This window comes from Verrucomicrobiota bacterium, from assembly GCA_016200005.1.
GTDB lineage: Bacteria > Verrucomicrobiota > Verrucomicrobiia > Limisphaerales > PALSA-1396 > PALSA-1396.
This window is the reverse complement of sequence record JACQFP010000026.1, coordinates 132,910-159,294: the sequence shown is the minus strand read 5'-3', so window position 1 is coordinate 159,294 and position 26,385 is coordinate 132,910. Positions and strand designations below refer to the sequence as shown.

Annotated in this window: 26 protein-coding genes; 7 read left to right on the top strand and 19 right to left on the bottom strand. The window is 57.8% G+C overall.

Translation table 11 applies throughout. The features are described 5' to 3' along the window. Position 1: 1 nt before the first annotated feature. The 5 genes from HY298_10065 to pyk form a co-directional block, all read right to left on the bottom strand. Entirely contained in the window at positions 2–472 is a 471-nt protein-coding gene (locus HY298_10065; protein MBI3850598.1) for a site-specific DNA-methyltransferase, read from the bottom strand. A gap of 72 nt (positions 473–544) precedes the next feature. Then, positions 545–829, bottom strand: a complete 285-nt coding sequence (locus HY298_10060; protein MBI3850597.1) for a DUF3892 domain-containing protein — start codon at positions 827–829, stop codon at positions 545–547. Between the two features lie 252 nt (positions 830–1,081). Next, positions 1,082–1,384, bottom strand: coding sequence for a DUF3892 domain-containing protein (locus tag HY298_10055; GenBank protein MBI3850596.1), 303 nt, complete (start codon positions 1,382–1,384; stop codon positions 1,082–1,084). A 110-nt stretch (positions 1,385–1,494) separates the two neighbouring features. Next, positions 1,495–2,187 carry a hypothetical protein gene (locus tag HY298_10050; protein MBI3850595.1) on the bottom strand — a complete coding sequence of 231 codons (693 nt, stop codon included), beginning with the start codon at positions 2,185–2,187 and terminating at the stop codon, positions 1,495–1,497. A 749-nt stretch (positions 2,188–2,936) separates the two neighbouring features. Continuing rightward, positions 2,937–4,343 carry a pyruvate kinase gene (gene pyk, locus HY298_10045; protein ID MBI3850594.1) on the bottom strand — a complete coding sequence of 469 codons (1,407 nt, stop codon included), beginning with the start codon at positions 4,341–4,343 and terminating at the stop codon, positions 2,937–2,939. 154 nt (positions 4,344–4,497) lie between these two features. On the opposite strand from pyk, the gene HY298_10040 reads away from it, so the two are divergent. Next, complete coding sequence (locus tag HY298_10040; GenBank protein ID MBI3850593.1) at positions 4,498–4,740, top strand: ferredoxin; 243 nt, start codon at positions 4,498–4,500, stop codon at positions 4,738–4,740. Positions 4,741–4,783: 43 nt separating this feature from the next. Here the strand turns inward: HY298_10040 and HY298_10035 are convergent, their stop codons facing one another. Then, positions 4,784–5,767, bottom strand: a complete 984-nt coding sequence (locus HY298_10035) for a hypothetical protein (GenBank protein ID MBI3850592.1) — start codon at positions 5,765–5,767, stop codon at positions 4,784–4,786. A gap of 336 nt (positions 5,768–6,103) precedes the next feature. On the opposite strand from HY298_10035, the gene HY298_10030 reads away from it, so the two are divergent. Together HY298_10030 and HY298_10025 are read left to right on the top strand one after the other, a co-directional pair. Then, positions 6,104–7,267, top strand: a complete 1,164-nt coding sequence (locus tag HY298_10030) for a lactonase family protein (protein MBI3850591.1) — start codon at positions 6,104–6,106, stop codon at positions 7,265–7,267. 60 nt (positions 7,268–7,327) lie between these two features. Beyond that, on the top strand, positions 7,328–8,170 hold the full coding sequence (locus HY298_10025; protein ID MBI3850590.1) for a hypothetical protein: 843 nt from the start codon (positions 7,328–7,330) through the stop codon (positions 8,168–8,170). A 53-nt stretch (positions 8,171–8,223) separates the two neighbouring features. Here the strand turns inward: HY298_10025 and HY298_10020 are convergent, their stop codons facing one another. The 9 genes from HY298_10020 to HY298_09980 all read right to left on the bottom strand — a co-directional run bounded on the left by HY298_10020 (position 8,224) and on the right by HY298_09980 (position 19,820). Further along, the gene (locus HY298_10020; GenBank protein MBI3850589.1) at positions 8,224–8,628 is read right to left on the bottom strand and encodes a hypothetical protein; all 405 of its coding nucleotides are present in this window, start codon (positions 8,626–8,628) and stop codon (positions 8,224–8,226) included. Between the two features lie 73 nt (positions 8,629–8,701). Next, positions 8,702–10,270 carry a D-alanyl-D-alanine carboxypeptidase/D-alanyl-D-alanine-endopeptidase gene (dacB, locus tag HY298_10015; protein ID MBI3850588.1) on the bottom strand — a complete coding sequence of 523 codons (1,569 nt, stop codon included), beginning with the start codon at positions 10,268–10,270 and terminating at the stop codon, positions 8,702–8,704. Between the two features lie 214 nt (positions 10,271–10,484). After that, positions 10,485–11,117: a response regulator transcription factor gene (locus HY298_10010; GenBank protein MBI3850587.1), complete on the bottom strand. Its 633-nt coding sequence runs from the start codon at positions 11,115–11,117 to the stop codon at positions 10,485–10,487. Beyond that, positions 11,114–12,595: a response regulator gene (locus HY298_10005; protein ID MBI3850586.1), complete on the bottom strand. Its 1,482-nt coding sequence runs from the start codon at positions 12,593–12,595 to the stop codon at positions 11,114–11,116. Before HY298_10005 ends, HY298_10010 begins: the two co-directional genes overlap by 4 nt. A gap of 250 nt (positions 12,596–12,845) precedes the next feature. Further along, a complete protein-coding gene (locus HY298_10000; protein ID MBI3850585.1) occupies positions 12,846–13,922 on the bottom strand; it encodes a response regulator in 1,077 nt (358 codons plus the stop codon). Between the two features lie 19 nt (positions 13,923–13,941). After that, a complete protein-coding gene (locus HY298_09995; protein ID MBI3850584.1) occupies positions 13,942–14,337 on the bottom strand; it encodes a response regulator in 396 nt (131 codons plus the stop codon). Next, on the bottom strand, positions 14,334–17,615 hold the full coding sequence (locus HY298_09990; GenBank protein ID MBI3850583.1) for an MASE1 domain-containing protein: 3,282 nt from the start codon (positions 17,613–17,615) through the stop codon (positions 14,334–14,336). The genes HY298_09995 and HY298_09990 overlap by 4 nt, the downstream gene beginning before the upstream one ends. 363 nt (positions 17,616–17,978) lie before the next feature. Further along, positions 17,979–19,451 (bottom strand): tRNA uridine-5-carboxymethylaminomethyl(34) synthesis GTPase MnmE, encoded by a 1,473-nt coding sequence (gene mnmE, locus HY298_09985; GenBank protein ID MBI3850582.1) that lies wholly within the window; start codon positions 19,449–19,451, stop codon positions 17,979–17,981. A 114-nt stretch (positions 19,452–19,565) separates the two neighbouring features. After that, entirely contained in the window at positions 19,566–19,820 is a 255-nt protein-coding gene (locus HY298_09980; protein ID MBI3850581.1) for a hypothetical protein, read from the bottom strand. Between the two features lie 90 nt (positions 19,821–19,910). Between HY298_09980 and murQ the strand changes: the two genes are divergently transcribed. After that, entirely contained in the window at positions 19,911–21,842 is a 1,932-nt protein-coding gene (murQ, locus tag HY298_09975; GenBank protein ID MBI3850580.1) for an N-acetylmuramic acid 6-phosphate etherase, read from the top strand. Positions 21,843–21,870: 28 nt separating this feature from the next. Here the strand turns inward: murQ and HY298_09970 are convergent, their stop codons facing one another. Continuing rightward, complete coding sequence (locus HY298_09970) at positions 21,871–22,461, bottom strand: YIP1 family protein (GenBank protein MBI3850579.1); 591 nt, start codon at positions 22,459–22,461, stop codon at positions 21,871–21,873. 138 nt (positions 22,462–22,599) lie between these two features. On the opposite strand from HY298_09970, the gene HY298_09965 reads away from it, so the two are divergent. Both HY298_09965 and HY298_09960 read left to right on the top strand, forming a co-directional pair. Continuing rightward, on the top strand, positions 22,600–22,992 hold the full coding sequence (locus HY298_09965) for a hypothetical protein (GenBank protein ID MBI3850578.1): 393 nt from the start codon (positions 22,600–22,602) through the stop codon (positions 22,990–22,992). 44 nt (positions 22,993–23,036) lie between these two features. Beyond that, positions 23,037–23,360: a septum formation initiator family protein gene (locus HY298_09960; protein MBI3850577.1), complete on the top strand. Its 324-nt coding sequence runs from the start codon at positions 23,037–23,039 to the stop codon at positions 23,358–23,360. A 118-nt stretch (positions 23,361–23,478) separates the two neighbouring features. On the opposite strand, the gene frr is transcribed toward HY298_09960, so the two are convergent. From frr to HY298_09945, 3 genes are all read right to left on the bottom strand, one after another. Beyond that, on the bottom strand, positions 23,479–24,039 hold the full coding sequence (gene frr, locus HY298_09955) for a ribosome recycling factor (GenBank protein ID MBI3850576.1): 561 nt from the start codon (positions 24,037–24,039) through the stop codon (positions 23,479–23,481). A gap of 62 nt (positions 24,040–24,101) precedes the next feature. Continuing rightward, a complete protein-coding gene (locus tag HY298_09950) occupies positions 24,102–25,085 on the bottom strand; it encodes a glycosyltransferase family 9 protein (GenBank protein MBI3850575.1) in 984 nt (327 codons plus the stop codon). A gap of 19 nt (positions 25,086–25,104) precedes the next feature. Then, positions 25,105–25,749, bottom strand: coding sequence for a hypothetical protein (locus HY298_09945; GenBank protein MBI3850574.1), 645 nt, complete (start codon positions 25,747–25,749; stop codon positions 25,105–25,107). 168 nt (positions 25,750–25,917) lie between these two features. On the opposite strand from HY298_09945, the gene HY298_09940 reads away from it, so the two are divergent. Further along, complete coding sequence (locus tag HY298_09940) at positions 25,918–26,226, top strand: hypothetical protein (protein MBI3850573.1); 309 nt, start codon at positions 25,918–25,920, stop codon at positions 26,224–26,226. Positions 26,227–26,385 lie beyond the last annotated feature (159 nt).

The window sequence follows — 26,385 nt, the reverse complement described above, 5'->3', positions numbered from 1 at the left end:
TCTAGCTTCGCAGGGAATGATGCGCAAAGAAATTATTTTCTCCGAAAATCTCGCCGAGCATGACCTTGACGTAGTGGGAGGCGTGCCAGTCGCAGTGGTAATAAAAGCTGCCGGTCTTTTTGAGGACGCGGGCCAGTTCCACGCAGGGCGGGCGCATGAAGTCAATGTAGGCTTGCGTGCTGGCGTGGCGGTCTTCAAAGGCGCGCTTCTCCTTGGTCTCGCCCCAAAAGACTTCGTAGTTGCGGTTGGAATTGAACGGCGGGTCAATGTAGCTGAGGTCAACGCAGGCGTCGGGCAGTTTCTTGAGTTGTTCCAGATTGTCGCCGCAGTAAATGACCAGCGTATCCACGAGGGCGGAGGGTTTGGTTCTGGTGGTAGGGCGCGTCACTCCGTGCGCGCCGTCGGCGGTTGGCGTGCCAGCGGCGGGCAGGGGACTGCCCGCCCTACCTGCGCCGGAAGTTTTCTTCGCCATGAATGGACAATAGAAAACGGTTGTGCACGGGTCAACGCAGCTTTCAGCGCAAAAAAAGCGGCCTCAATGCAATCACGGGCACTCTGGCAGGCTCAAGAGGTTGTCCGGCTGGTCTCCGTCGGCGCTGGTCTTGAGGTATTTGTGACCGTAATGGCTGATCGCCACGATGAGACGAAACTCATACATGCCTTTTTCCATGTAGTACTCGAACGTGCCGTCTTCGATCCAGCGGATGGCCAGTTCGTGCGGATGCGTCCATTGGTGTCCGGGAAAACCGCCACCGATGGCGTTGATGCGCTCATACGGGTCATGCCTGTCGGTTCTGTTAATGCAGTTAACTTCGACTCGCGTTGCCATAGCTCTTCCTTCGTTTGTGCGAATTCCATCTCGTCCAGTTTCGCGGCAGGACGCCCGTCATCTGTGATGCGTGGCGGCGGGCAGAGACTGCACGCTCTCCCGGAAGCTTTTTTCCCTATATTCGAACAATAGAAAATGGCCGTTCACAGGTCAATGGAGGTTTCCTGGCACCAAAAAGCGGCCTGCGTTTCCGAAGGCCGCTGCGAGTTTGCTTTGTAACGGCGGCGGCGGTGCTGGATTATCACCCTGTTCCTACGGACGCGATCTTGGACAATCTGGCAGGCGCAACAGGTGGTTCGGTTCCTCTCCGTCGTCTGGCATCTTAAGGTATTTTTGACCCTCCTGGCTGACCGCCACGATGAGATAAACCGCATCCCCGCCTTTTTCCACGTAGTATTCGAACGTGCCGTCTTCGATCCAGCGGATGGCCAGTTCCTGCAGATGCACCCATAAGTGTCCGGGAAAACCGCCACCGATGGCTTTGATGCGCTCATGCAGGTCGGGTCGGTCGCTTCTGCTGATGCAGTTGACTTCGAGTCGTGTGGCGAAGGTCAGATTCTGTTTCACATTCTTGTTGTGCGTAGGGCGCGCCACTCCCGTGCGCGCCGTCGGCTGTTTCAAGCTTTGGCAGGGCGGACAGCGGACTGCCCGCCCTGCCTCATGCGCTACGGGCCGACGATGACTCTTTGGACCGGACTCCAGTCGCCATTGGGGCTGCCTTTGTCCCAGTAGCGCATCCGGTATTCGCGCGTCTCGGCGGTGGTGGCCACGAGCAACGCGCGCTCGTCGTCGTAGGGTGCCTCGGTGTCGATGCCCAGGAATTCCCACGCCCCATTATTGCGCCGGCTCTCAATATGAATACCTTGATGGCCGAATTTGGTGAAGGTGATGTGCACGCACTGGCAGACATCGCCCTGCCCCACGACGGGTTTGAATTCGGGGACGGGATGCACGCTGGTGTCCTCCGCGCCGATGATTTTCAAGTCTTGCCCGATGGCTTCGGTGTAACCGGCGTTCTTTTTCATGCGCGCAATTTGATTGAAGAGACGGGTGAGCACTCCGGGCGGGCGCATGCCGGGCGGCGAGAAGCTGCTGGCATCGGGCACGACCACGTTGTCGGTGCCCGTTCCGTTGCCGACGATGCGTTTGAAGGCAGTGGCCTCCTGGAGGTCCTGCTTGATGGCCGGATGCCAGGTCTGGAGCACCCAGATGTAGAGTTCGAGGTCTTGGTCCGTATCGGACAGTTCGCCAGCGTCCAGGCCACAGGTCGGCCCGTGCGTGGGGATTTTGCCCCGGTAATTGGTCAGCCAGATTATTTGGCCAGGCTCGTCGGGAGGGAACCAAGGAAGTTTGATCATAGGTTTATATTATTTTTGGTTTTGATTGTGATACTGCTCGCCTGGCAATACGGGGGAAGGGGGGTCAATCTTTCAAAAAATCTTCCAAAATCATGAGTTTTTTCGGTAAAGGCTGGAATCTACCCGATTGACGCTTTCCGGGAATTTGCATTGGAAACCGGGCTAAACCGGCTCATTTACAAGGAGTTAGTGGAGAGATTCCATGACGTTTGGAGACGGTTTAGTGGCTTTCTGAAGCGGATTCATGGGCTTCTGGAACCGTTTCAAGAGGTTGTGAAACCGATTTAGGAGTTTCTGGAATGGTTTCAGGACGTGGGAAACCGATCCCTGAGGTGCTGGAGCCGATTCAGGAGGTTCTAAAACGATTCCACGAGATCGCGGACTGCTCCATAGTCTTGGGAAGCTGTTTCAGGAGCTTGCGAAACCGGTTCACAAGGTTCTGGAACCGTTTCAGGTGTTGCTGAGCCGATTCAGAAACTCCTGGAACATTTTCAGAAAGTCGGGAGACGGCTCCATAAAGTTCTGCACCGTTTCAAAAAGTTGTGGAGCGGCTTCGGGAGCTTCTGGCAACTTTCCAGAAACTTGGCATACCAGTTCAAAGATTTGCGCAACTGGCTCGCAGACGGCTCAAGCTGTTTGGGAAGTTTCCAGAACGGGTCGAGAAGCTCGTTGCCGGGTTCGCCTGCTTTGCCTCGGCCGCTGAAGTGACATTGCGCAGAAGCGCGCGGCGTAATGGCCGTCTCGTTCCTTCAAGTCACCGTCCGCATCTGGACGGCATCGACAATTTGTTCGCCGGCGGAAATGGAACTGATGACAACCGTAGTGTTCCCTTTTTGCAGCAGCCCCTTCGCGGTCAACGTCGCCATCGCCAGCGCAATCGTTTTTTCCGGATCGACATGGTCGAAGGGAATGACGATCGGGGTGACGGCCCAGTTGAGCGTCAGGGAATCCGCAACCGCCTGCGTTTCGCAAACGGCGTAAATCGGTGAAAACCGCGGACGCATCCAGGCTGTGTGACGTGCCATGTTGCCGCGAATGGTAAACACGAGAATGGCGTCGGCACGCAACTCGCCGGCCATGACAACAGCGCTTTTGACCAGTTTTTGTCGTGGGCTGGTCAGCTCGGCGCGTTCCTGATAATTCGCGCCACCACTGCGTTCGATGCGCCGGGCGATGCGGTCAAAGACGACGACACATTGCACCGGATATTTGCCCACGGTGGTTTCACCGCTCAACATGATCGCGTCGGCCTGCTCGAAAACAGCGTTGGCGACATCGGTGATTTCCGCGCGGGTCGGCATTGGGTTTTCAATCATGCTTTCGAGCATGTGCGTGGCGACGATGACCGGCCGGCCAACGCGCAGGCACGTTTTGACAATCTTGCGTTGGACGATGGGCAAATCTTCGTACGGGATTTCAATGCCCAGATCGCCGCGCGCCACCATGACGGCATCGGCTTCGTTGATGATCTCGTCGAGGTTCTTGACAGCTTGCTGGTCTTCTATCTTGGCGACGATGAGTGGGCGCGGTTTGGCGTGCTCGACGACGGCTTTGAGTTGGTGAATGTCTTTGGCTTCCCGAACGAACGAGAGCGCGATGTAATCAACCCCACATTCAAGACCGACACCGATGTCCGCCAGATCTTTTGCCGTTAGAGCGGGCAGGCTGACCTTGACGCCGGGCAGGTTGATGTGTCGCCGACTGCCAAGCTTGCCGGGGGTGAGGACTTCGCATTCCACCTTGTTTCCAGACTTGGCGAGCACCTTCATCTGGATTGCGCCGTTATCAAGCAGCACGACGTCGCCCACGCCGATGTCATTTACAAAATTCTCGTAATTCACATCTACGGAATGCAATTCTTCGCTTCGTTCGCCGCGCACAGTGAGCGTGAATTTTTCGCCTGGCTTCAAATCGAGCGCAGCCGGCAGATAACCGGTCCGGATGGCCGGGCCTTGGGTGTCCATCATGATGCCGACGAAGACCTTGCGGGCGGTGGCGGCGGCACGAATGTCCCGGACGACGCGGCGAGTCCAGTCATGCGTGGCGTGCGACATGTTCAGACGGGCGATGTTCATCCCCGCGTCAATGAGGCGGCCAATCATCTCCGGGGATTCGGTCGCGGTGCCGAGAGTGGCGATGATCTTGGTTTTTCTCATGAGTCGATTCCCGCCGCGAGCATAATGCAGCTACGCGACATTAAAAGCGATTATTCAGACCCGACTGCGCAACAGTGAAAATGAATTCGCCAAATGAGACTTGATATTCATTTTGGCCGGTCGCTATATTGCAGCGCGCTCAACGAGCAACTTTATGGCGGACATCGCAAACAAATATTCTGACAACGTGGCGGGCAGGTATTTTGTCGATAACCAATGCATCGACTGCGACCTGTGTCGCGAAACGGCGCCGGACAATTTTACCCGCAGCGACGATGGCGGTTACTCGTACGTTTACAAGCAACCCACCACGCCGGAAGAGGAAGCGCTTTGCAAGGAAGCCATGGAAGGTTGTCCGGTTGAAGCCATCGGCAACAACGGGGATGGCGCCACGTGAACCACACCTTCACCGAAGTGAGTTTTCGGAAGCCCCGTTGGAATCAGTTCAAGTGTCGCGGGTGAGAAGGGGACGGCTGAGGGCTGCGTTCGTTTACCAGAATCATGTTGTGACTTCCCCGCGCTGCGATGGCCGCCACGTTTGCGAGGCCCGGCGGAATGTTGCATTGACCTGAGGTATTGAAGCCCCAGGCGACCAATGTGCCGTCGCTCAAAAGCGCCAGACTGTGATAGTCCCCAGTGGCAATCGCCACGATCTGGTTTAATCCCGCTGGAACGCTGAACTGGGCGAGTCCGTAGGTGCCCCACGAGACCACCGTGCCGTCGCTTCTCAACGCCAGACTATGATTCCCGCCCGCGGCAATCGCCACCACATCGTCCAATCCTTCTGGCACGGTTGATTGACCCCACTTGTTTTCGCCCCAAGCGACGACAGTGCCGTCTTCTTTGAGAGCCAGGCTGTGATACATTCCGCCGGCAATCGAAACTACTTTATTCAGTCCCGGAGGAACATTGCACTGGCCGTTCCAGTTTCCACCCCAAGCCACGACCGTGCCATTGCGCTTCAATGCGAGACTGTGAATCGCACCGGCAGCGACTGTCACAATTTGCTTCAATCCTGCGGGAACAGTGCTCTGACCGTAGTCCCCATAGTGGCCGGCGGAGGGACCCCAGGCGACGACAGTTCCATTCCACAGCAACGCCAGACTGTGGACATTGCCGGCAGCGATTTCCACCACCGGGGTTCGATCCAGTTCGTCAGGGACAGTGGTCTGACCAAAACGATCATCGCCCCAAGCGGTCACGGCCCCGTCGCTTTCCAACACCAAGCTGTGAAAGCTGCCAGCGGCAATCCCGGCCACCACCCTTTCCTTGGGCCGGGAGGGATCAAGCGCAACATCGTAATTCATGTCGCCCCAAGCGACCACCCGGTCGGCTGCGTACGAGGTGGTCGCCGCGCAAAGCAAAGCGTGAATGGCGATGAGCAACAGCCTGTGGAGTGGGCGGGGCGGAGTTTTCATTTTCATGCGGGTCAAACAAAGTAAGAGATTCATCATGATCGGTGGTGACTAAACATCCGCGACAAGATTATCGCATCACCCAACAAATACTATTGGTAGGTTTGCTGAAACGGCCCCAAGGGATTTACCGGGGCACCAACCCGCGACATTCACTAAACACCGCGCACGGAGAGAGCGAAGGTTGGACTACGGGGATCACGAATAATCGAGATCACTGGTGTTCGGGACGGCATTTGTGCCCGATTCAATTAGTGCAAAGGAAATGGAAGTCAGCTATAAACGTCCGCAATGAAGCCACCATCTTGCACTATGAAAACACCAACCTGCTCTCGTGCCCTCGGCATGTGCTGCCTCGTTTCGTTTCTCCTTGGTCTTGCGACAGTCGTTGCCCAAACCCCCAAACCTGCCGCCAGTCGAGACGTTGCGGCCGTTCTCGTTTACTTCGGTACGTACTCAAACGCGAAGAGCAAGGGCATCTATGTTTCTCGACTCGACCTTGTCACCGGCAAACTCTCCGATCCAGAATTGGCGGTGGAGACAACCAATCCAAGCTTTCTCGCCCTTCATCCCAGCCACCGATTCCTTTACGCGGTCGGCGAGATGGAGAATTTTGGCGGCAAGAAAACCGGTGCGGTGAGCGCATTTGCCATTGATACCGCCACTGGCAGGTTGACGTTGTTGAATCAAAAAGCTTCCGGTGGTGCCGGTCCTTGCCATCTCGTCGTGGACAAAACTGGCAAGAATGTTCTCGTGGCCAATTACAGCGGCGGCAGCGTGGCGGTGCTGCGCATCGAGTCCGATGGGAAACTGGCTGAGGCAACCGCCTTTATTCAGCACACCGGATCAAGCGCCAATCCGCAACGTCAGAAAGAACCGCACGCGCACTCCATCAATCTCGATGCCGCGAACCGTTTCGCTTTTGCCGCCGACCTCGGACTCGACAAGATACTGGTCTATAAATTCGACGCGGGCAAAGGCACGCTCGTTCCCAACGACCCGCCGTTCGCGATTGTCAACCCCGGCGCCGGGCCACGTCATTTCGCCATTCATCCCAACCAACGCTTCGCCTATGTGATCAACGAAATGCAGTGCACCGTGACTGCTTTCAACCTCGATGCGCGACGCGGCGCATTGAAAGAATTCCAAACCATCTCGACTTTGCCCGACGGCGTGGCCGTGCGACCGGAGTTCAGCACCGCGGAAGTCCAGGTACATCCTTCGGGAAAATTCCTCTACGGCTCAAACCGCGGCCACGACAGCATCGCCGTCTTCACCCTTGACGAGAAGACCGGCAAGCTCGCTTTGATTGAAAACCAACCGACGCAGGGCAAGATTCCTCGCAACTTTGGCATCGACCCGACCGGTGCGTTTTTGCTGGCGGCCAACCAGGATTCGGACAACGTGGTTGTGTTCCGCATCAACGCCAAGACCGGCCGATTGACGCCAACGGGACAAAGCGTTGAAGTAGGCGCGCCCGTTTGTGTGAAGTTTTTGGCGATTAAATAAGCCGGGCATGGACGGATTGCCGCAAACATTGCTCCTAATTGGTTTATTGAATGTTGCCTGATGCGCGCTGAAACCCTTCGCGTACACTACGCAAGTTACGGCGAGTTGATTGTCACGCAACTGGCCTCCGCTCCCTTTCCGCATCCCCAACGCGCTGAAGGACACCAATACAAAGATCGATTCTACCCGGCGGACAAACATTATTCGGACAGCAGCGTTGCCATTTTCATTCCCACGGGTTTTCGCGAAAGCGGCAAAACTGATTTTGTCGTTCACTTTCACGGCTGGCGAAACTACATCGAGATTGTTTTCAACCAGTATCAACTCATCGAACAATTCATTGAAAGCGGACGCAACGCCATTCTCGTTGTGCCGCAAGGCCCGTTTGATGCCTGCGATTCATTCGGCGGCAAGCTGGAAGACGTGGACGGGTTCAAGCGGTTCATGGAGGAACTGATGGACGCGCTGCATCAAAAACGGAAGTTGAAGACCAAAGAAATCGGCAATGTGATTCTCTCCGGCCACAGCGGCGGGTACCGGGTCATCTCTTTCATTTTGGCGCAAGGCGGAATGACCGGGCACGTCAAGGAGGTCTGGCTGTTTGACGCGCTTTTTGGCCAGACCGAAAAGTTTGTCGCGTGGCTAGACCTTTATCATGGCCGGCTGATCAATATTTACACTCCTCACGGCCGCACCAAGGAAGAAGCAGAGAAGTGGATGACAGATCTTCAACAGAAACGAACAGAGTTTCTGGCCAGAAAGGAAAACGAAGTGACGCGACAGGAATTGGAGAAGAACAAACTCATCTTTCTTTTCACCGAACTCGGACATAACGACGTGCTGGCGAAACACCGGACCTTTCGCGAATTTCTAAACGCCAGTTGTCTTACCGCATTGCGGTAACAGGCCTTGAGCAACGACATGAAGTTCTTCCGAAGGCGTGGGCCAGCGACGGATTACGGATGGCTGGTGATCTTGGACCATTCAGCACCTTGAGCGCCGGCATAAACCGCAAAGGCACGCTCGTTTTGAATCAACACCGCCCGCACCACGCTCGAGTCATCCGCGCGGCCAAGGTTCAGCACCGAGTCCGGAATGATGCCGGCTTTTTTGTGCGCATAGATCAACGCAAACACCGCCTGGGCGAGGGCAAGGTAAGGTAAATCCTTGTAAGCCCCATCCGCCGTGTCCTCCACGGCGTCCGCCAGAAATTCGAGTTGATCCACCAGGTGTGGAAACAGCGGCGCGTGAATTTGAGTGAATTCCAGTTTCCATTGCGGCAGCACCCGGAGCACTTTTTCGACAATGCCCGGCGTGATGGATGCGGCCCCATGATTTACGAATGTGGCAATTTCCGGCATGCGCGGCACTGTATCGGAAAGCCCGGAGGTTGCAAAACAAAACGCAGGCGGTGGCTGAATTCCAGCGGAACCATTACTCGTTTTGCTTTCCGCTGTGACCGGTGAATCCAGCAAGAATTATGGCAATGGCGTCTATTTCGTCGCGCGCAGAATGGGTGGAGTCGGGATTCTGATAGCGATTGAGCATGATCGAGAAGATCAATCGTTCGCCGGCAGCGGTGGTGACGAAGCCAGACAGAGAATTGGCCCACCGTAATGTCCCGGTCTTGGCGCCGACGTTGCCGGTCGCTGGAGTACCCTTCATGCGATTGAGCAACGTTCCGTCAATACCCGCTATCGGCAGCGCGTCACGGTAAGCGTCCGCCCACTTGTGGCGGCTCATGAATTGAAGCAGCGCGACCGTGGCATTGGGCGTGGTCAAATTGTTGCGGGACAATCCCGAGCCTTCCTCGAATTGGACGTCGCCTTGCCGGATACCTGCCTCCGCGAGAAAGGCTCCAAGCGCTGCGATGCCCGCTCCTTCGGAAGTCTGGTCGGGCGTCGCGTTGGTGATCGGTGAATGCACGCCAACGTGCGCGAGCAGCAAGTCAGCGTAGAGATTTTGCGACGGCTTTTGGATTTCGCGCACGATGTCACGCAGGGGCGGCGATTGCACCGAACCCAGTTCCACCCAATTACTCACGTCAACGGGTGCGGCCTGCCGGTCCAACCAATTCATCGCGCGCGGTCGGCCACTGACTTTGATGCCGTGCCGCGTCAGGGCTTCTTTGAAAAAAGCGACGAACAAACCCGCTGGATTGTGAACGGTGACATGCTCAGTGTAGTCCGCGTCATCGATGGGCATTTGGCCGGAGACGTAGGTCAGGTTGCGGCCGGGCGGGCGGTAGAGAGTGATGTTGCGCTTGAGACCCTGGGCAATGGTTTGCGTTCGATTGCTCAAGATGACGAACAGGCTCGCCGGCGTCAGGGCGAGCTGGCAGGGCGCGCCGACACGTTGGCCGGGTTTGACAGAGAGTTGGAGGACATTGTCGTTGATTGTTAGCGCTGAGAGTTCTGCGCCGGAAAAGAATTGAGCGTCGTCCCAAACCCAGCCCGAACCGAACGGCGGGCCGTGGAAATAACTTTCATCGCCAATGAGATCGCCTTTGATGCGTTTGACACCGGCGTTCGTCAGGGCGGCAACCAAGGGGTCGAGCGCCCTGAAAATGTCGCCGCCGTTCAAACGCGCGTTGATTGTCGGGTCGCCGCGACCATAGATGATCAGATCGTCACGCAAAGTTCCCCGGCGGTTAGGCTTCGACACCGCATAGAGGGAAGTTTTGATGCGATAATCTCCTCTCAAGCGGTCGAGCGCGAGCGCCACGGTGTAGAGTTTGGTGTTGGACGCTGGGCTGAAATATTTTTCAGCGTTGTGCTCGAAAATGGTTTTGCCGCTGTCCAACGATACAACCTTCACCCCCCAAGAAGCGGCGGCAAAGCGCGCCTGGGAAATGTGATTGGAGATGCGTTGTTGAAGTGAAGCGAGCGTTTCGTCGGGTTGAGCGGGCGGCGGCTCCGCTGAGAAAACCTGGAAAGCAAACCAGCAAGCAAAGGTGAAGAAGACCGATCTGCGGGAAATGTTTTCCACTGACCTGTTCTTCATATTGCCATTCCTGAAAGTGTTGTTGGCGTGCGATGGTATTTGTCAGCGGCACTTCTCTCGCTTGCAGGCAGTTTAGATATTCCTGGTTTGGCGTCAGCAAAACCGCGAGATGGGGACGCCCCCACCTGGTGCAGAGGCTGAGAGTCGGTGCGGTCGCGCTCGTTGCCCGCAGGCACGGTTTGCGAGCGATGGTCGGGGAGCTGGATTTTGGGACTCATTCCACCAGGCCGTTCTTGATCGCGTAATGAGTCAGCTCGGCATTGGTGTGCAAGTTCATTTTTTCCAGGATGCGCGTGCGATAGGTGCTGACGGTCTTGACGCTCAGCGAAAGTTGTTTGGCGATTTGAGTGGGCGTTCTTCCGGAACCGATCAGGCACAGAATCTGGTATTCCCGGTCGGAGAGTTTTTCATGCGGCGGCTTGTCGGCATCCACGCTCAGATTAAAGGCCATTTTCTCCGCCTGTGTGGGACTGATGTATTTGCCCCCGCTGTGGACCTTGCGAATGGCTTTGACCAGTTCCTCGGGCGCGCTTTCCTTGGGCAGATAACCGGCGGCGCCGGCTTTCAAGACGCGCGGGGCGAATTGTTCCTCCGCGTGCATGCTGAGCACCAGCACGGGCAGTTGCGGTGCCAGTTGTTTGAGCTCCCGCAATATATCCAGACCGCTCCGACCCGGCATCGTGATGTCCAGCACCAGCACATCCCAGCTTTTGGCGCGCACCTGATCGAGCACCTCGCCGGCATTGGTCGCCTCGCCGCCAACGACGATGTCGGAATGTTCCTGCAGTATCTGTTTCAACCCGCGCCGCACCACGGCATGGTCATCCGCGATTAGAATTTTTATCATGGTGGTTGGACTTGTTTGATGGTTCCTCCATGGGGGAGCTTCACCGTAACGACGGTGCCCGCCCCAGCCTTGCCATTAATCCAGAACTCTCCGCCCAAAATCGCCGCCCGTTCCCGCATCCCCAGTACTCCGAACGAACTGGATTTGCGCAGCGCCGAGTCGGAAATGCCACAACCGTCATCCGTGACCTCCAGCAGGAGTTGACCGGAGCACTCCTTGAAACTCACGGCCACGCTCGTAGCCTTGGCGTGGCGCGCCACGTTGGTGAGTGATTCCTGAAAAATGCGGAAAACCGCCGTGCTGAGATCAGCGTCGAAATCCGCCTCTTCCAAGTCGGTCGTGATTTTGCACGGGATGCCGGTGTGGGTTTCGAACTCGCGCGCCTGCCATTCCAAGGCCGCGACCAAACCCAGATTATCCAGGACGCCCGGCCGCAATTCCGCCGAAATTTTCCGCACCGATTGCACCATCTGGTTGAGCAGCGCCGACATCGATTGGGTCTTTTCCAACAGATGAGAGCCCGGCGTGACTTTCCTTTCTTGCGGCAACTTTTTTTCCAGCCAGGCCAGATCCATTTTCAAACCGGTGATCAATTGCCCCAACTCATCGTGGACTTCGCGCGCGATGCGTGTCCGTTCCTCTTCGCGCACCGATTGCAGGTGGGCCACCAGCGAACGAAACTGTTCCCGTGAACGGTTCAATTCACGCTCCGCCTGTTTGCGCTCGGCGATATCCCGGAAGATCAGCACGCTGCCGATGATGTGGCCCTGGTCATTTTTGATGGGCGAAACATTCGTTTCAATCGGAGCCTCGCGCCCATCCTTCGCCAGCAAAACAGTTTCTCGTGGAAAGCCAGCCGTCATGCCTTTCCTCACCACGCGCGTGACCGGATTCTCCCCCGCGGCCCGCACGGGTCCATCGATCACATGGAACACATCGCTGAGGCTGCTGCCCACGGCCTGGTGCTGACTCCATCCGATCAACGCTTCGGCCACGGGATTGACGAATGTAACCCGCCCCGCCTTGTCCGTGGTGATGACCGCGTCGCCGATGGCTTTGATGGCGGCGGAGAACCATTGCTCGATCTCTTTGAGTTTGCGCTCCCCTTTGTGCTTTTTGAACGCCAACTCGATGCTGGCCTTGAGTTCTCCCGGACGAAACGGCTTGAGCAGGTAACCGAACGAATCGGACTGTCGAACACGATCCAACGTGGCCTCATCCGCCAGGCCGGTCAAAAACACCACCGGAATGTCAAAGCGATCGTGCAGCCGTTGGGCCGTCTCCACGCCGTCGATTCCGCCTTTGATCTCAATATCCATCAGCACCAGATCCGGATACAGCGACTCGGCCTGCCGAAGCGCTTCCTCGCCCGTCTCTGCTTTGGCGGAAATCGAAAAGCCGGCCTTTTTCAAATAGCGCTCCAGCAACGTGGCCACCGGGCTTTCGTCTTCAACAATCAAAATGCGTTCATTCGCCATAGGCTCTTGGAATGGCTTCCGCGGGCAGTGGACAAACCTGGTTTTCCGCGCCGTTTCCTTTGACACGGAGGTCAAGCCGCGCTTTTGCTTTTGTCGCATCTTAAAACCGGACGGAGGCTTTAGTCAAACTATGCCGCCGGGAGTTTGAAGCCAGACTTCCCCTGCCAATGGACCTCACGGCACAGAGTGGACGAAAACGATGTGCCGTCCCGGCGTCCAGACATCGATGCTCGGTCGTCGTCCCGGCCGGTCATGAGCGTTTGACCAACCAGTAGGCGGCCAGGTCACCGTGCCCCTTAAGCTGCATGCGGTGCGGTTGCTCAAACTGGTAATTGTGTTTCAATCGTTGGTAAGTCGATTCGCCGACTTGGATCCTGCCCGGTTCACCCGTCGTTTCCAAACGGCAGGCCACGTTGACGGTGACGCCCCAAAGATCGTAGGCGAATTTTTTGCGGCCAATGACGCCGGCGATCAGCGGACCGGTATTGATTCCAATCCGGATGCGGATGGCCGTGTTGTATTCAGTGTTGAGCCGCTCAATCTCCCGCTGCATGTCCAGCGCCAGACCGACGATGGCCTCGGCATGGTCAGGTCGCGGAGTGGGCACGCCGGACGCCACCACATAGGCATCGCCAATGGTTTTTATTTTTTCCAGGCCGCGTTTTTCAGCCAACACATCAAAGGCGGAGAAGATTTCGTTCAACAAGAAAACCACCTGTTCGGGATCAACATGGGAAGACAAGGTGGTGAACCCAACCAGATCAGCCACCAGCACCGTGGCCTCCGGGAAATGGTCGGCGATGTTGAGTTCCCCTTTTTTCATGCGTTCCGCGATCGGGTTGGGGAGGATATTCCGCAACAACTGGTCAGACTTCTCGCGTTCGGTTTGGAGTTGGTCATGCAGCCGTTTGGCGTAAGCCGCGTTGCCCACACGGAGGGTCACATCCTGAATATCGACCGGTTTGTTCAAGAAGTCATTCGCGCCTGCTTCGATGCCCAGCAGTCGTTCCTTGCGCTCGGATAACGCCGTCACCATCAAGACCGGGATGTGGGCGGTCCGGCCGTTTCGTCTCAGGCGGCGGCAGACCTCAAAGCCATCCATCTTGGGCATCATGACGTCGAGCAGGATGACGTCCGGTGGACGGTCGGCAATCCGCTGGAGCGCCTCCACGCCGTTTTCGGCTTCGGCAACTTCAAAGCCGCGGGCTTCCAGCGGATCGCGCAACAGCGTGCGGTTTTGTTCTTCGTCGTCCACGATCAGTACGAATCCCCGACGACGGGTCGTCGGGACGGGGGTGGGTTTGGGGTTCAGGATTTCAGCTTGCATGGTTTTGTTCTCCAGGTGGTTATGTGGTTGTTGGTGGTTTGTTTGGGGACGTAATGAAGTCTGCAACGGTTGCGACAAAGGTTCGGGTGTTGATCGGCTTGGTCAGATAGCCGGCGCAGCCGGCGTGGCGCGCGATTTCTGCGTCGCCCTTCATGGCGTGGGCCGTGAGACCAACGACCTTCAGGTGGCGTGTCGCCGGATCCGCTTTGAGGGCTTTGGTGGCGCACAAGCCGTCCATGCCGGGCAGACTGATGTCCATCAACACCAGGTCGGGCAACAGCGCGCGCGCCAGGCGAAGCCCTTCCTCAGCGGATTGCGCCGAGGCAACGTTGAAGCCGTTCGCTTCGAGCAGGTCGGTCGCCAGCTCAAGGTTCAACCGGTTGTCCTCGATGATGAGGATTCTGTTGGCAGTCATGGATTCACTCCTTCTCCAACCGTTTCTTCACTTAGCGCCTCCAACCGTTCCAGTTCGGCCAGCAGGCTGGCTTGCTCCGTCTTGGAGGTGATCGATTGCACCTGGGTCGCCAGGTGTTGTCGTTCCTCCTCGTTGAGCACAGTGCCGGAATTGATCAGGATGGGAATGGTTTTGGTGCGCGGATGTGCGCGCAGTTTCTCGACGACCTGAATGCCGTCGAACTCGGGCATGGTGAGGTCCAGAATGATGACGTCGGGGAGATACCTCGTGGCGACTTCCACACCCATGCGGCCGTTGGAGGCCCGCAGCACTTTGAAGCCTTTTGGCAGCAGCGTCTTGGTCAGCAATTCCAAGATGGCCGCCTCGTCGTCAATGACCAGCACGGTCTTGACTTCTTTGCCGGTGGTTTTGTTCGAGCCGCGGATGGCGTCAACGAGTCGGGAGCTTGGCGGAAGTTGCAGTTGCGGTTCCGCACGGTACAAACTGAACGCCGGCTGGTCGCTTCCATTCATCGAATAAATGACCAGCGGAATTTTGGACGGGACGTTGGAGCGGCACTCCCGCAACGCCTCGCCGCCATCGGGAGCAGTCAGGGTTCGATCCAGCACAACCGCATAAGGCCGTCGGGCCTTCAAGGCGCCGCTCATCGTCTCGATGTCGGACGCCGCGACCACGTCATAGCCGACCGCCCTCAAATATTCGCCAATCCGATGCTGACTTCGGGCCTCGGGCGACACCACCAGGACGCGCGGATGAAGACTGTCGTCCGGTGCCTCGGGTTGGTCGGCAGGTGTCGCCGGCTTGGTTTCCGGTTTGGGAAACGGAATCAAGAAGGTAAACGTGCTGCCCCGGCCTTCGATGCCTTCACTCACCACCCAGATTCGCCCGCCGTGCATCTCGACCAGCCGTTTGGTCAAGGCCAGTCCCAAACCGGTACCCTGCTGCTGCCGGCCATAAGACGAGTCCACCTGCTCGAACTCTACGAACACGCGCTGTTGATCGCCTGGTTTAATCCCGATGCCCGTGTCAGCCACCGACACCCGCAACGACGCGCTCACCACCGCGGCGCCGGCTTCCGGCGTTGAGCTGGGAACAACTTCGTTCTGGTTCGTGGCAGTCACCGTCACCTTCCCGCCGTCGGGAGTGAACTTGATGGCGTTGCTGAGCAGGTTGTACATGATCTGCTTGAACTTGGCTTCGTCCGCAAGGAGCGGCGGAAGGTCGGTCGCGACCTCGATTTCAAGCCGGATGCCTTTCTTGTTGGCGAGCGTCTTGACGATGCACTGCACATCTTGCAACGCCTTGCCGACGGCGAACGTGTCGCGCGCCAGCTCCATGCGTCCGGCCTCGACTTTGGACAGGTCGAGAATGTCATTGATGAGCTGGAGCAGGTGCCGGCCGCTGTTGAGAATGTTGTTGGAGTACTTGAGCTGCCGTTCGTTCAAGTCGCCAAAGATCTTGTCGGTGAGGATTTCTGAAAAGCCGATGATGGCATTGAGCGGCGTGCGCAATTCGTGACTCATGGTGGCGAGGAACTGGCTCTTGGCGCGGTTGGCGGATTCGGCCGCGTCCTTGGCTTGTTGCAGGGCCGCTTCAGCGTGCCGGCGTTGCGTGATGTCCAGGAAAATTCCGTCGGCACACCAGTGGCCCTCGCGCCGCCGCGTGGTCAGGGCCCGGTCTTGCAGCCAGATCCACTGACCGTCTTGCCGGCGGACGCGGTATTCCCGGTCGTACGGTTCGCCGTTGGAGAAGAGCTTTTGAAAAGCCTCCTGCACCTGCGCGGCGTCTTCCGGATGGATGCGATCCAGCCAAAGCTGGCTGCCGGCGTTGAGGAGTTCTTCGGAACTGAAACCGAGCACGTTGCGGGCGTTGCCGCTGATGTAGATGAGGTCGCGGTTCGCATTGGCCGTCCAGACCACGTCCGGGATGTGATCGATGAGGGAACGGTATTTTTCTTCGCTGGCCCGCAACGCCTGTTCGGACTGTTTGCGGAGGGTCACGTCCTGGATCACCGCCTGAAACTCCAGCGTGTCACCGTGTTCATCGAACAGGCGTCGCACGGTGTATTGGTGCCACACCGCCTCGTCATCCGTTCCGCGAACCCGGTGATCAAACGAAATCACCGGCGCCTCCGCGGGGAGACTATTGAAGTAACTCAGCGCCACGGCCGCATCCCCGTCGGGAAGCGACAACAAAAGATTCGTGCCCAGCAACTCGCCGCTGCGCTTGCCGTGGAAACGACAGAACGCGCCATTCACAAACGTGAGCGCGCCGTCCGGCTTGAAGCGGCAGATCAAATCCGTCTGGTCCTCCACCACCGCGCGAAACCGTTTCTCACTTTCCGACACGGCCCGTTCGGCCTGCTGGCGCTCGGTGGTCGCCGCCGCCAGAAACATGTTGGTGACCGCCAGTATCCCGATGTAACTGCCGATCAACATCAGACTGTTCTGTTCCGAACCGGTCACGAACGGCCCTGTCCCGCGGAGCAGTGAGTGGATCGCGAGCGCCGACACCAGCAACGTTCCCGTGGTCGCGCCGCGCTGGCCGAACCGCAAGGCGCTCCAGATCAGAAATGGAAACGGCAGGTAGGCCAGCGGATAATTTTGAATGCCATAAACAAACCAGGAGTTGAACGAGAGCAACGTGCCGCCGACCAGACCGGCGCCGCAGATCATCGCCTCGAAGATCAACCGGGCATCCCAGCGGATGGCCGACGGCGTCGCCCAGGTGATGATGAACGGCGCAACCACCAATCCGGCCAGCGCATTCGGCACCCACCACACCAGAATGTTGCCGAACAAATCGTCCCAGGCCACCGTGCCGCTGTAAGCGAGGCTGACGACGTTAAATGCCGCGTTGACCGTGGTGCCGAGAAAACAAGCCAGCGCGATGTAGCCGGTCACATCCCGGGTGCGCTCCATCGCGTTGTCGAAAGCGATGAACTTCCGGAGAAGAAACGCGCACGTGACGGCGCCCAGGGTGTTCCCGATGGCCGTGCCGAGCGTGAAGAATCCCAACGGCATTCCGTTCATCGTGGAAAACAGCAGGGCGCCCAGTGCCACGCCCGGCCAGAAGCGGTAACCAAACAGCAAAATCGCCGCGAGCGCGATTCCCGCCGGCGGCCAGACCAACGCCATGCTGCCCGACAGAAACGAGGCCTCCTTGCCGAGCAGTCCACCCACAAAGTAGAAGGCCGTGAGGATGACGACGCGCGTGAGCGTCGTCAGGTTGCGATTCCGACGCAAGTGCCCCATCACATTGTTCCCGGTCCCGGTCATATATTTTTCATCAACGGCGCGCTTTAGTTCCGATCAATACTTCGTGAACAGAATAGAATCGGCGACCGCCTGTCGGTATCGGTTGCCGTCTGATTTTCGTGTGGGATGTTGGCCCGGAGAACTGTCGGGCTTTATCTGACAGCAGAAATTCAAAGCGGTAGGAGCAGCCGCAATTCAATCCAGTGTCGCAAGTCCGACCTGGCCGGGGTGCGTCCCGCGCGACCGCATTTGGAATGCACTGACCCATCACCGCGGTCGCAATGGCTGTCAGCTCGGCGACCTCCCAGCCTTCCGCGAACTTCAGAGTGTTTCCGAAAAAACGTTGAGTGGGTCAGGATGCCGGTGACGCAGCGGCGAAACAGATCATTTCCCCAGACAAAACTGGCTGAAGATGGAGTCGAGCAAATCCTCCGTCGTGGTCTTGCCGACGATTTCACCGACGGCATTGACGGCAATCCGCAAATCCAACGCCACGAGTTCCAGCGTGCGGTCCTGGCGGAGTGACTCGATGGTGAGACGGGTCGCCGTTCGCGCGCGGTTCAGCGCGTCCTGATGACGCGAGTTGATCATCACCGCCAACATCTCCATTCGGATTTCACCCGCCCAGACCAAATTCTTGATGGCGTCTTTCAACGCCTCTATCCCCTGCCCCGTGATGCAACTCACGTCCACGATTGGAGTGCCGGGCACCGTCTCGGCGCGTTGGTCGGGTTGGAGTTCAAGCTTCAGCTTGTTCGGCGGACAGACTAAAGCCTGAACTCCAGCTCCTCGGGTCGGTGCTCGGCGCTCCAAATCTTCCATGCTAAGCTTTATCGGTAAATCAATTTTGTTCCGCACGAGAATTCCTTTCTTGGCTGTAAACTCGACCAGATAATCTTCATCTGCCGGCGTCAAAGGCTCGGATGCATCAAGGACATGCAGAATGAATTCGGCCTGGGCCAGTGATTGACGGCTCCGGCGAATCCCTTCGACTTCGATCTCATCGCCGGCTTCGCGCAGACCCGCCGTATCGACGAACACCACCGGCAGTCCCCGGATGTTCGCCGTTTCTTCAATCGTGTCGCGCGTCGTGCCCGGAATCGGCGAGACGATGGCGCGGTCGCGACCGAGAAGTTGATTGAGCAAACTGGATTTGCCGGCGTTGGGCCGTCCGATAATCGCGGCGCGGATGCCGCGGCGCAGGATTTGCCCTTCGTTCGCGGTGCGCAACAGTTCGTCCATGAACGCCACGCCACGTTCCAGCCGGGCGAGCAATTGCTCCTTCGTGTCAGGCGAAATGTCTTCGTCGGGAAAATCAATGTGCGCCTCCACGTGCGCCAGGATTTTCATCATGTCATCGCGAAGCTGGTTGATGCGCTGCGAAAGTTTGCCGGCGAGTTGTTCGTTGGCGGCGGCGAGTGCCAGTTCCGTGCGCGACTGAATCAGGTCGGCGACGGCTTCCGCCTGCGTCAAGTCGAGCCGCCCGTTGAGAAAAGCGCGGCGCGTGAACTCGCCCGGCTCTGCGAGCCGCGCCCCGTTTTCCAGGACGGTGTCCAACACCAGCTTCGCCGGCAGCAACCCGCCGTGGCAGGTGATTTCCACCGCGTCTTCGCGCGTAAACGTGCGCGGCGCGCGCAGGACGGCGACCAACACCTCATCGACCGTGCGATCATGACGCACGATTTTGCCGTATTGAATCGTGTGCGTCGGCGCGCTGGATGGTTTCAGCGAAGACTTGCCGACGGGAACAAAACACTGGTCCGCGACCGCGAGCGCTTGCGGGCCGGAAAGACGAATCACGGCCAATCCGCCTTCTCCGAGCGGTGTGGCGATGGCGGCGATGGTGTCGTCGAGCATGGGTGAAAGTTACAGGTTGAAAGTTACAAGTTGCAAGTGGTCCACGCCGGTTGGAGTTGAGCCTTCAGGCTGTGAGCGACGCGCGCACGCTAAAGCGTGAACTCCAGCCGGCCATCATACGTGTCGGCAATTGCCAACCTGATTCTGCGCATCGCGCCCCTCCAAAAACAGCCGCGCCTTCTCATAACTTTTCTTGTGCAGATAATGCAGCAGGTCGGGAGCGGTTTGCGGTGGCAACTGGCGCGTCAATTCCTCCAGACGCGCGAAGAGCGGCAACAGATTCGGTTTCGGATTGGCCGTCGGCATTGACTTCACGGCGTTCTCCAGATCGACCAGCGTGGTGTGAATATTTCTTTCGGTGGCAGTCACAGAATTTAGATAACTCATCCGCGCGATGAATCCAAGCTTTCGATTGCCAATTGCCTTGCAAAACGGCAGCGGCCCAAAATACTTCGGCCCGTGAACAAACCGCTTAAACCGCCCGCGTCAGCCTCGTTTCTGGGGATCGAATGTGGCGGCACGCGCTCGGTCGCACTATTAGCCGATGCCGAAGACCGGCTGCTGAAAAGAATCGAGGCGGAAGCAGCGAACCTGCGGTTGTTCACGGATGCGCAACTGCTCCGCCGTTTGCGATTTATCGCCAAAGCGTTTCCCCCTCCCGCCGCACTCGCCATCGGCATGGCCGGCGCGCGGACGAAAACAGATTGGGACCGAATCCGCAATGCCGCCGCCAAAGTCTGGCCGCGCATTCCCTGCCACGCGACCAATGACTTGGAGACGGCACTGGTCGCAGGGCGAATGCAGACTGACGAATGCAAAAGGCAGAATGTTGACAGAAATTCGCGACGCCATTCGTCATTCGTTATTCGCCAAGCCTCAGTTCTCCAGGTCTTGGTTTTGAGCGGCACCGGCTCGTGTTGCTATGGGCGCAATTCATCCGGCACGACCGCCAAGGTTGGCGGCTGGGGCCATATCCTCGGCGACAAGGGGAGTGGGTTTGAGATCGGGCTGCGCGCATTGAAGGCGGTGGTCTATTACTACGATCGCGATGGCGAATGGTCTCCGCTCGGCCAAAGGATATTGCGCTCGCTTCAACTCAGCGATCCAGAGGATTTGATTGGCTGGGCGCAATCCGCGAGCAAGACTGAAGTCGCCGGTCTGGCCATGGACGTATTTGCCGCGTGGCGAAAGCGGGATCAAATTGCCACGGACATTCTCAAAGGCGCGTCGCACAGTCTGGCGCAGGACGCGATTGCGTGTGCGCGCCGATTGACCAGGTCCGCCTCCTCACGGCGGCGGCGACCAGGTCGTGTGGAATTTATTCTGGCGGGCAGTGTCCTCCTCAAGCAACCGCGTTTCGCGGCGCGAGTCAGCGATGAGTTACGCCAACGCTGGCCCGGAGCGGTCATCACGCCGTTGCAACGCGAGAGCGTGTGGGGCGCGGTCGAGCTGGCACGACAAGTTGGAGTTCAAGCTTCAGCTTGTTCGGGCGTTGCCTCTGATTCCGGCCAACAAGCTAAAGCTTGGACTCCAACGACGGCGCGCGACCTCGAGTCGCTGAAACGCTCACCTACTGAGCAGCGCAATCCGCGTTCGATGAATTTGGACAAGCTGCCCTTGTCCAGAGCCATAGCGCTGATGCTTTCAGAGGACGCAAAAATTACCGGGGCGTTGTTGAACGAGAGCAAAAAGATCGAGCGCGCCGTCAGATTAATTTCACAGGCGTTTAGACGGGGTGGACGGTTGTTTTACGTCGGCGCCGGCACGAGCGGACGACTGGGCGTGCTGGACGCCACTGAATGTCCGCCCACGTTTCGAACGTCGCCCGAAATGGTTCAAGCGATCATGGCCGGCGGGCAGACCGCGCTGTGGAAATCGGTCGAAGGCGCGGAGGATGATCGCGAAGCCGGGGCGCGGGCGATTGAGTTTCGCGGCGTCGGGCGCCGGGATGTCGTCGTGGGCATCGCCGCCAGCGGCAGAACGCCATTTGTGTGGGGCGGATTGGAAGCGGCGAAACGGCGCGGCGCCACCACCATCCTGCTGGCGTTCAATCCCTTTTTGAAGATTCCGCGGGGGCACCGACCCAGCTTGGTTATCACTCCAGATGTCGGGCCGGAAATCCTGACCGGCTCGACGCGCTTGAAGGCCGGCACCGCCACCAAACTCATCCTGAACATTTTTTCCACGCTGGCGATGGTGCGCCTCGGCAAGGTGGTGGGCAACTTGATGGTGGATTTGAATCCTTCCAATGTGAAACTCCGCGACCGCGCCATGCGGATTGTGCAGGAACTGCGCGGGGTCGATCAAGCGACGGCGAAAAGCGCGCTGGAAAAATCAGGCTGGGTGGTCAAGCAAGCCGTGGCACGTTTGGCTACGAAGCGAGAGCCTTGACATTGGGCGCGTGCCGTCCGCCCGACCGTCAAAACGGAAATCGCATCTTCTGTTGCAGCAGCAACGTCGCGACAAAGCGTGCCAACCCGGTGATGACCACGAGCACCAGAATACCGAGAAAATAAAGTCCCAAGGCATGGGCCGGGTCCGGTTTCAAAATCCGCGGCAGTCCATGATAAAAAACGGCGAAGGTCAAAGTCATGCCGATCCCCCAGGTGACCCAGGCATTCATTGCCGGAATGGCATCCAGCAAGCGCACCAGAAACAGCGGCCCCAGCGCGTACGCCACCACGGTGAACGCCTGGGTGTAGGTCGTGCGACCGTGAAAGCTTTCGCCGATGGTCTGGATCAATCGCGCGCCGACGAATACCACAATCAGGCTGAGCACGAGTTGACCGACTTCGTAAAAGACCAGCACAGCCTCCGGCACCTTGGTCAACTGATGCAGCATGCCCTGCTCCTTGCCCCATTGCAGGATGCCATACGCTTCGCCGGCCAGTGTGATGGAGAGCAGCGGCAGCAGATATAAGAAGAAAAGAAACACGACGCCCCGCTGGGCTTTATCAATTCTTTCCCACGTGGCAATCGGGTCGAAAATCAGCAACAAGACCTTTATCATGAAACCCCACTCTTAGCGGTGAAGCCACGCCGTGACAACACAATACCTGCCACCCCATCGCGCCGCGACCAGGGGGGCGCACGTTTTTGACAATGAACCCGAAGTTGCATTCATTCAATCGCTGGGGAAAATTGCGGCATGAAAACGAATCAGGTTTCCGGTCTGCTCTGGAGGCGGCTGCTGGGCGGATTGCTATTGGTCTTTTTGGCCGGGTGTGCCACCAGCCCCAAAGTTGATTGGGCGGCGCGCGTTGGCACTTACACTTATGATCAGGCGGTCACTGACCTCGGCCCGCCCGATAAGTCAGCCAAACTAACGGACGGCACCACCGTCGCTGAATGGTTGACCGCGCGCGGCTACGGCGGCTATTCCGGCATGGATTTCGGTTACGGTGGTTATTACGGACGCTGGCCCTATTACTACTACGGCCCGGTCTATCATTACTACGATTCGCCCACGCCGGATTATTACCTGCGGCTCACCTTCGGCCCGGACGGCAAATTGAAAGATTGGAAACGGCTCCGGAAATAATTTTCCGCTTTTGTTGCGCGAGCAGCCGTGATTAACTGCGGGTGATGAACGTTAATCTCGGCCTCTGGGGTAAACTCACCCGGTTGGTGGTTTTTCTCCTCTTGCTGGCGGCGTTTCTTGGGGTCGCACTCTGGTACTGGCCATTGATCCAGCAGAACGAGCGGATGCGGAAGAGAATTCTTGAGCTGGAAACCCAGATTCAGAAGGAGGAAGAAATCGCCAGACAGCAGAAAACGTCCATCGACGCCATGCGCACGGACCCGAAAACCGTGGAGCGCTTGGCGCGGGAAACCCTCGGCTACGCCAAGCCCGGGGAAATCGTCATCCGTTTCGAGCCATCGCCCACGAACAATCCGGTGAAGCGGTAACATCAAGAAAAACGGGGTAGTGGAGCAATGAAGCGATGGAGTGTTGGGTCGCGGCATCAATCATGGGGTTAAACTCATCAACCCATCACTCCAATCCTCCTCCACCCCATCCGGCACCTCACACCGTCATGATTTCTTTTTCTTTGTGCGCCAGGTGGGTTTCGATCTTGCCGATGTATTCATCGGTCAGTTTCTGAATTTCCTTCTCGGCGTGCTCCTGTTGATCTTCCGTGATGCCACCGCTCTTGACTTCCTTTTTCAAGTGCTCCAGCGCATCGCGCCGGACATGACGGATGGCCACGCGGCCGTCCTCCGTCATTTTCTTGACGATCTTGGTGAACTCGATCCGGCGCTCCTCGCTCAGTTCCGGAAGCACAATGCGGATATATTTTTTGTCCACCATCGGATTGAGGCCGAGATTGCTTTTTTGAATCGCCTTTTCCACCGCGTGAAGGGTGGCAGCGTCCCACGGCTGGATCAAAATCACGCGCGGTTCGGGCGTGGTGATGCCGGCCAGCTCGCGGATGCGCATCTGCGAGCCGTACGCCTCCACTGGAATGTTTTCGACGAGTCCCGCGGAAGCCTTGCCGGTGCGCACGCCCGCGAACTCGTGCTGCACCACCTGCTCGGTCTTCATCATCTTCTCTTCCGCTTCCAATAAAATGTCGTCCAGAGCCATAATGTTCACAATTACCAAATCCGCCGTCCGCTGTATAGCGGCAAACGCGCGCGACCACTGAGTCAAAAACGGATGTTAGCGCGTAATTTTTCCGGAACGTGATCGACCGAATCAGCCAACACGTTGGCCAACTCCCTGACCACCCGTGCCACCGGCAAAGCCGCCAATCCTTTCGCGTCGCGCAGGACAACCATTCGCGCGGACGGTGGACGCCAGACCGCTTCCGCCGTGTCGGCCCACAGAATCACCCCCGGCAAGCCGACCGCCGCCGCGAGATGCGAAATCCCGGAATCATGCCCGATGAATGCGGCGCAGCGGCCCAACCGCTCCGCCAGTTCAGCCAACGGCAGACTCCTCGCCAGTTCAACACGACTTAACGGTAACAAACCCGCCAGTCTCTCCAATCGCCCGGCTTCCGCTTCACCGCCCACGAGCAAGAGCTTGAATTCCGTATTGGCGATCAGGTGTTGCAACAACTCCGTCCATTTTGCCAATGGCCAGTTCTTTCGCTCGCTGCCGCTGCCGGGATGCACGGCAAAGTGGTTGAGCGTTGAGCGTTGAGCGTCAAAGGTTGAGGGTCGAGGGTTCAGGCGAAGTCGAGGCACCGCGTCCGCGTCGAAAATGGCCAGCCGCTCCAACGGTTGCAGAAAAGTTGCACTCGCGGGCAAACCGGCGGCTTCATCCGGTCGATGCGGTCCGGCGATGAATTGCGCCGCGGAACAACTCGCCACGTTCGTTTGAAATATCTTATCCGGGTCGTAGAGATAAGAAACTACCACATCGAAATCGGAAAAGTATTCGCTCAACGCCGCGTCCAGTTCACTGTGTCGCGCAAAGAAGCCGGCCAGTGCGCGGGCCTCAATGGATCGCACACGATTCACCAGTCCACCCGCCAACGCGAGCTGCGCGATGTGCGGATAACCCAGCACTTCAAGATGCGCCAGCGGGAATTGCCGCCGCAAAGCCGACAGCGCCGGCAGCGTCAGAATGAAATCACCGATCGCCCCGCCGCGAATCACCAGAATCTTTCCCTGCGTTTGAGTCATGATCTGTCATCATGGACGATTATTTCTGCGGTGTCGTTGCCGGGACTGAATTGGTTGCATTCAGCTTCGCAACCGGGGCGGTGACCTCCGGCTTGTCCGTTTCGGTGAGGAAATGTTCTAGGATTCGGAGATATCCATCAAGTACTCCACCTGCGCCCTCACCCAATTCTTCCTTGGCGGCTTTGATGTCCTGCACGGACTTCCGCGCCTGCACCCGGATGTCGTCGATCGTCAGGCTGCCCGTCATCAAGCCTTTGACTGATTCGGCGAATTGTCGGCGCGCTTCCGGACTCGCCGAGCCGAGCAACTCCTGTTGCACCTGGCTGAGCGACTTGGAATCCAAATCGAGTTTCGGAGGCAATTGAACCGCCTGATTTGTCTTCGGGTTCGACGGCAACGCATTCGTCACAATTGCCGGCGTCCGTCCGGTTGATTCGCCAAACGAAATCCGGGCGACTTTGTTCCGCGGTAAATTCAACGTCCCTTGGATTTCGCTTCGGAACGTCACGTTGCTCGGCGTGACTGAAATCAGGTTGCCCGCGTAACGGTCGCCATTGATCATCTCCAACGCATCGCCTTTGAGCATGGTTGGCACCAGTGCGGCCACGCACAGGAAAGCATTCAGTGCATAACGTTTCTTGCCGGGTGGAGTTTGCGCCTTCATGGCTTGGTGTTTTGTTTCATCAGCATTTTCGGTCGGCGGTTTGAACCAACCCAACCTGCCAGAGAATCAGGAAAAAACAATCTCACAGATTGGTTTGACGAAATCGCTCAAGAAATCAGGTTGCAATACTGCGGTCCGGCGATAATCTTGGCGTCAAAGCCACCCAGTATGGATCCAGAACAAAAGCCCGACCCGCCGGTTCCGGATGAAGTGACGCGTGTAAAACTGTTCCTGGGCATCCAGGCATTTTTCCTCGTCGTTTCTGTGTTTGCCGGTGGCTTCCAGTTCAAATTGTGGTCGATGCTCGATACCGCCCTGCTCATCCAATCCATCGGCGTCACGGGCCTCGTGCTCGTTCTTGAGGAAGCCAGACTCCGCCGGCTCGCCTTCCGGGCAGCAGTAATCCTTTACCTCCTGTCAATTCTCGACATGGGAATCAACGTCCTGATCTCCGGTGTCGTTGGCTGGAAAGCATAGGTCTGTGATTGTAACCCGCTGGCGTTTCGCCCAAGATGCCGGTATCGAATGAACTCTCGCCACAAAGCGTTTCGTAACCGCCGAATTTGTAGCCGCCGACGTGAGGAGGCGGAAAATGCGTGCGCTCAAGAATCCGCCCCCTTACGTTGGCGGCTACAT

Coding starts and splice junctions, on each gene's coding strand:
- HY298_09990 (MBI3850583.1), bottom strand. CDS start 17,615: ATGACCGGGACCGGGAACAATGTGATGGGGCACTTGCGTCGGAATCGC.
- HY298_10005 (MBI3850586.1), bottom strand. CDS start 12,595: ATGGCGAATGAACGCATTTTGATTGTTGAAGACGAAAGCCCGGTGGCC.
- HY298_09940 (MBI3850573.1), top strand. CDS start 25,918: ATGGATCCAGAACAAAAGCCCGACCCGCCGGTTCCGGATGAAGTGACG.
- HY298_10020 (MBI3850589.1), bottom strand. CDS start 8,628: ATGCCGGAAATTGCCACATTCGTAAATCATGGGGCCGCATCCATCACG.
- HY298_09995 (MBI3850584.1), bottom strand. CDS start 14,337: ATGACTGCCAACAGAATCCTCATCATCGAGGACAACCGGTTGAACCTT.
- mnmE (MBI3850582.1), bottom strand. CDS start 19,451: ATGCTCGACGACACCATCGCCGCCATCGCCACACCGCTCGGAGAAGGC.
- HY298_09945 (MBI3850574.1), bottom strand. CDS start 25,749: ATGAAGGCGCAAACTCCACCCGGCAAGAAACGTTATGCACTGAATGCT.
- HY298_10060 (MBI3850597.1), bottom strand. CDS start 829: ATGGCAACGCGAGTCGAAGTTAACTGCATTAACAGAACCGACAGGCAT.
- HY298_09965 (MBI3850578.1), top strand. CDS start 22,600: ATGAAAACGAATCAGGTTTCCGGTCTGCTCTGGAGGCGGCTGCTGGGC.
- HY298_10000 (MBI3850585.1), bottom strand. CDS start 13,922: ATGCAAGCTGAAATCCTGAACCCCAAACCCACCCCCGTCCCGACGACC.
- pyk (MBI3850594.1), bottom strand. CDS start 4,343: ATGAGAAAAACCAAGATCATCGCCACTCTCGGCACCGCGACCGAATCC.
- HY298_10065 (MBI3850598.1), bottom strand. CDS start 472: ATGGCGAAGAAAACTTCCGGCGCAGGTAGGGCGGGCAGTCCCCTGCCC.
- HY298_09960 (MBI3850577.1), top strand. CDS start 23,037: ATGAACGTTAATCTCGGCCTCTGGGGTAAACTCACCCGGTTGGTGGTT.
- HY298_10035 (MBI3850592.1), bottom strand. CDS start 5,767: ATGAAAATGAAAACTCCGCCCCGCCCACTCCACAGGCTGTTGCTCATC.
- HY298_10025 (MBI3850590.1), top strand. CDS start 7,328: ATGCGCGCTGAAACCCTTCGCGTACACTACGCAAGTTACGGCGAGTTG.
- dacB (MBI3850588.1), bottom strand. CDS start 10,270: ATGAAGAACAGGTCAGTGGAAAACATTTCCCGCAGATCGGTCTTCTTC.
- HY298_09970 (MBI3850579.1), bottom strand. CDS start 22,461: ATGATAAAGGTCTTGTTGCTGATTTTCGACCCGATTGCCACGTGGGAA.
- HY298_10030 (MBI3850591.1), top strand. CDS start 6,104: ATGTGCTGCCTCGTTTCGTTTCTCCTTGGTCTTGCGACAGTCGTTGCC.
- HY298_09950 (MBI3850575.1), bottom strand. CDS start 25,085: ATGACTCAAACGCAGGGAAAGATTCTGGTGATTCGCGGCGGGGCGATC.
- frr (MBI3850576.1), bottom strand. CDS start 24,039: ATGGCTCTGGACGACATTTTATTGGAAGCGGAAGAGAAGATGATGAAG.
- HY298_10010 (MBI3850587.1), bottom strand. CDS start 11,117: ATGATAAAAATTCTAATCGCGGATGACCATGCCGTGGTGCGGCGCGGG.
- HY298_10040 (MBI3850593.1), top strand. CDS start 4,498: ATGGCGGACATCGCAAACAAATATTCTGACAACGTGGCGGGCAGGTAT.
- HY298_10050 (MBI3850595.1), bottom strand. CDS start 2,187: ATGATCAAACTTCCTTGGTTCCCTCCCGACGAGCCTGGCCAAATAATC.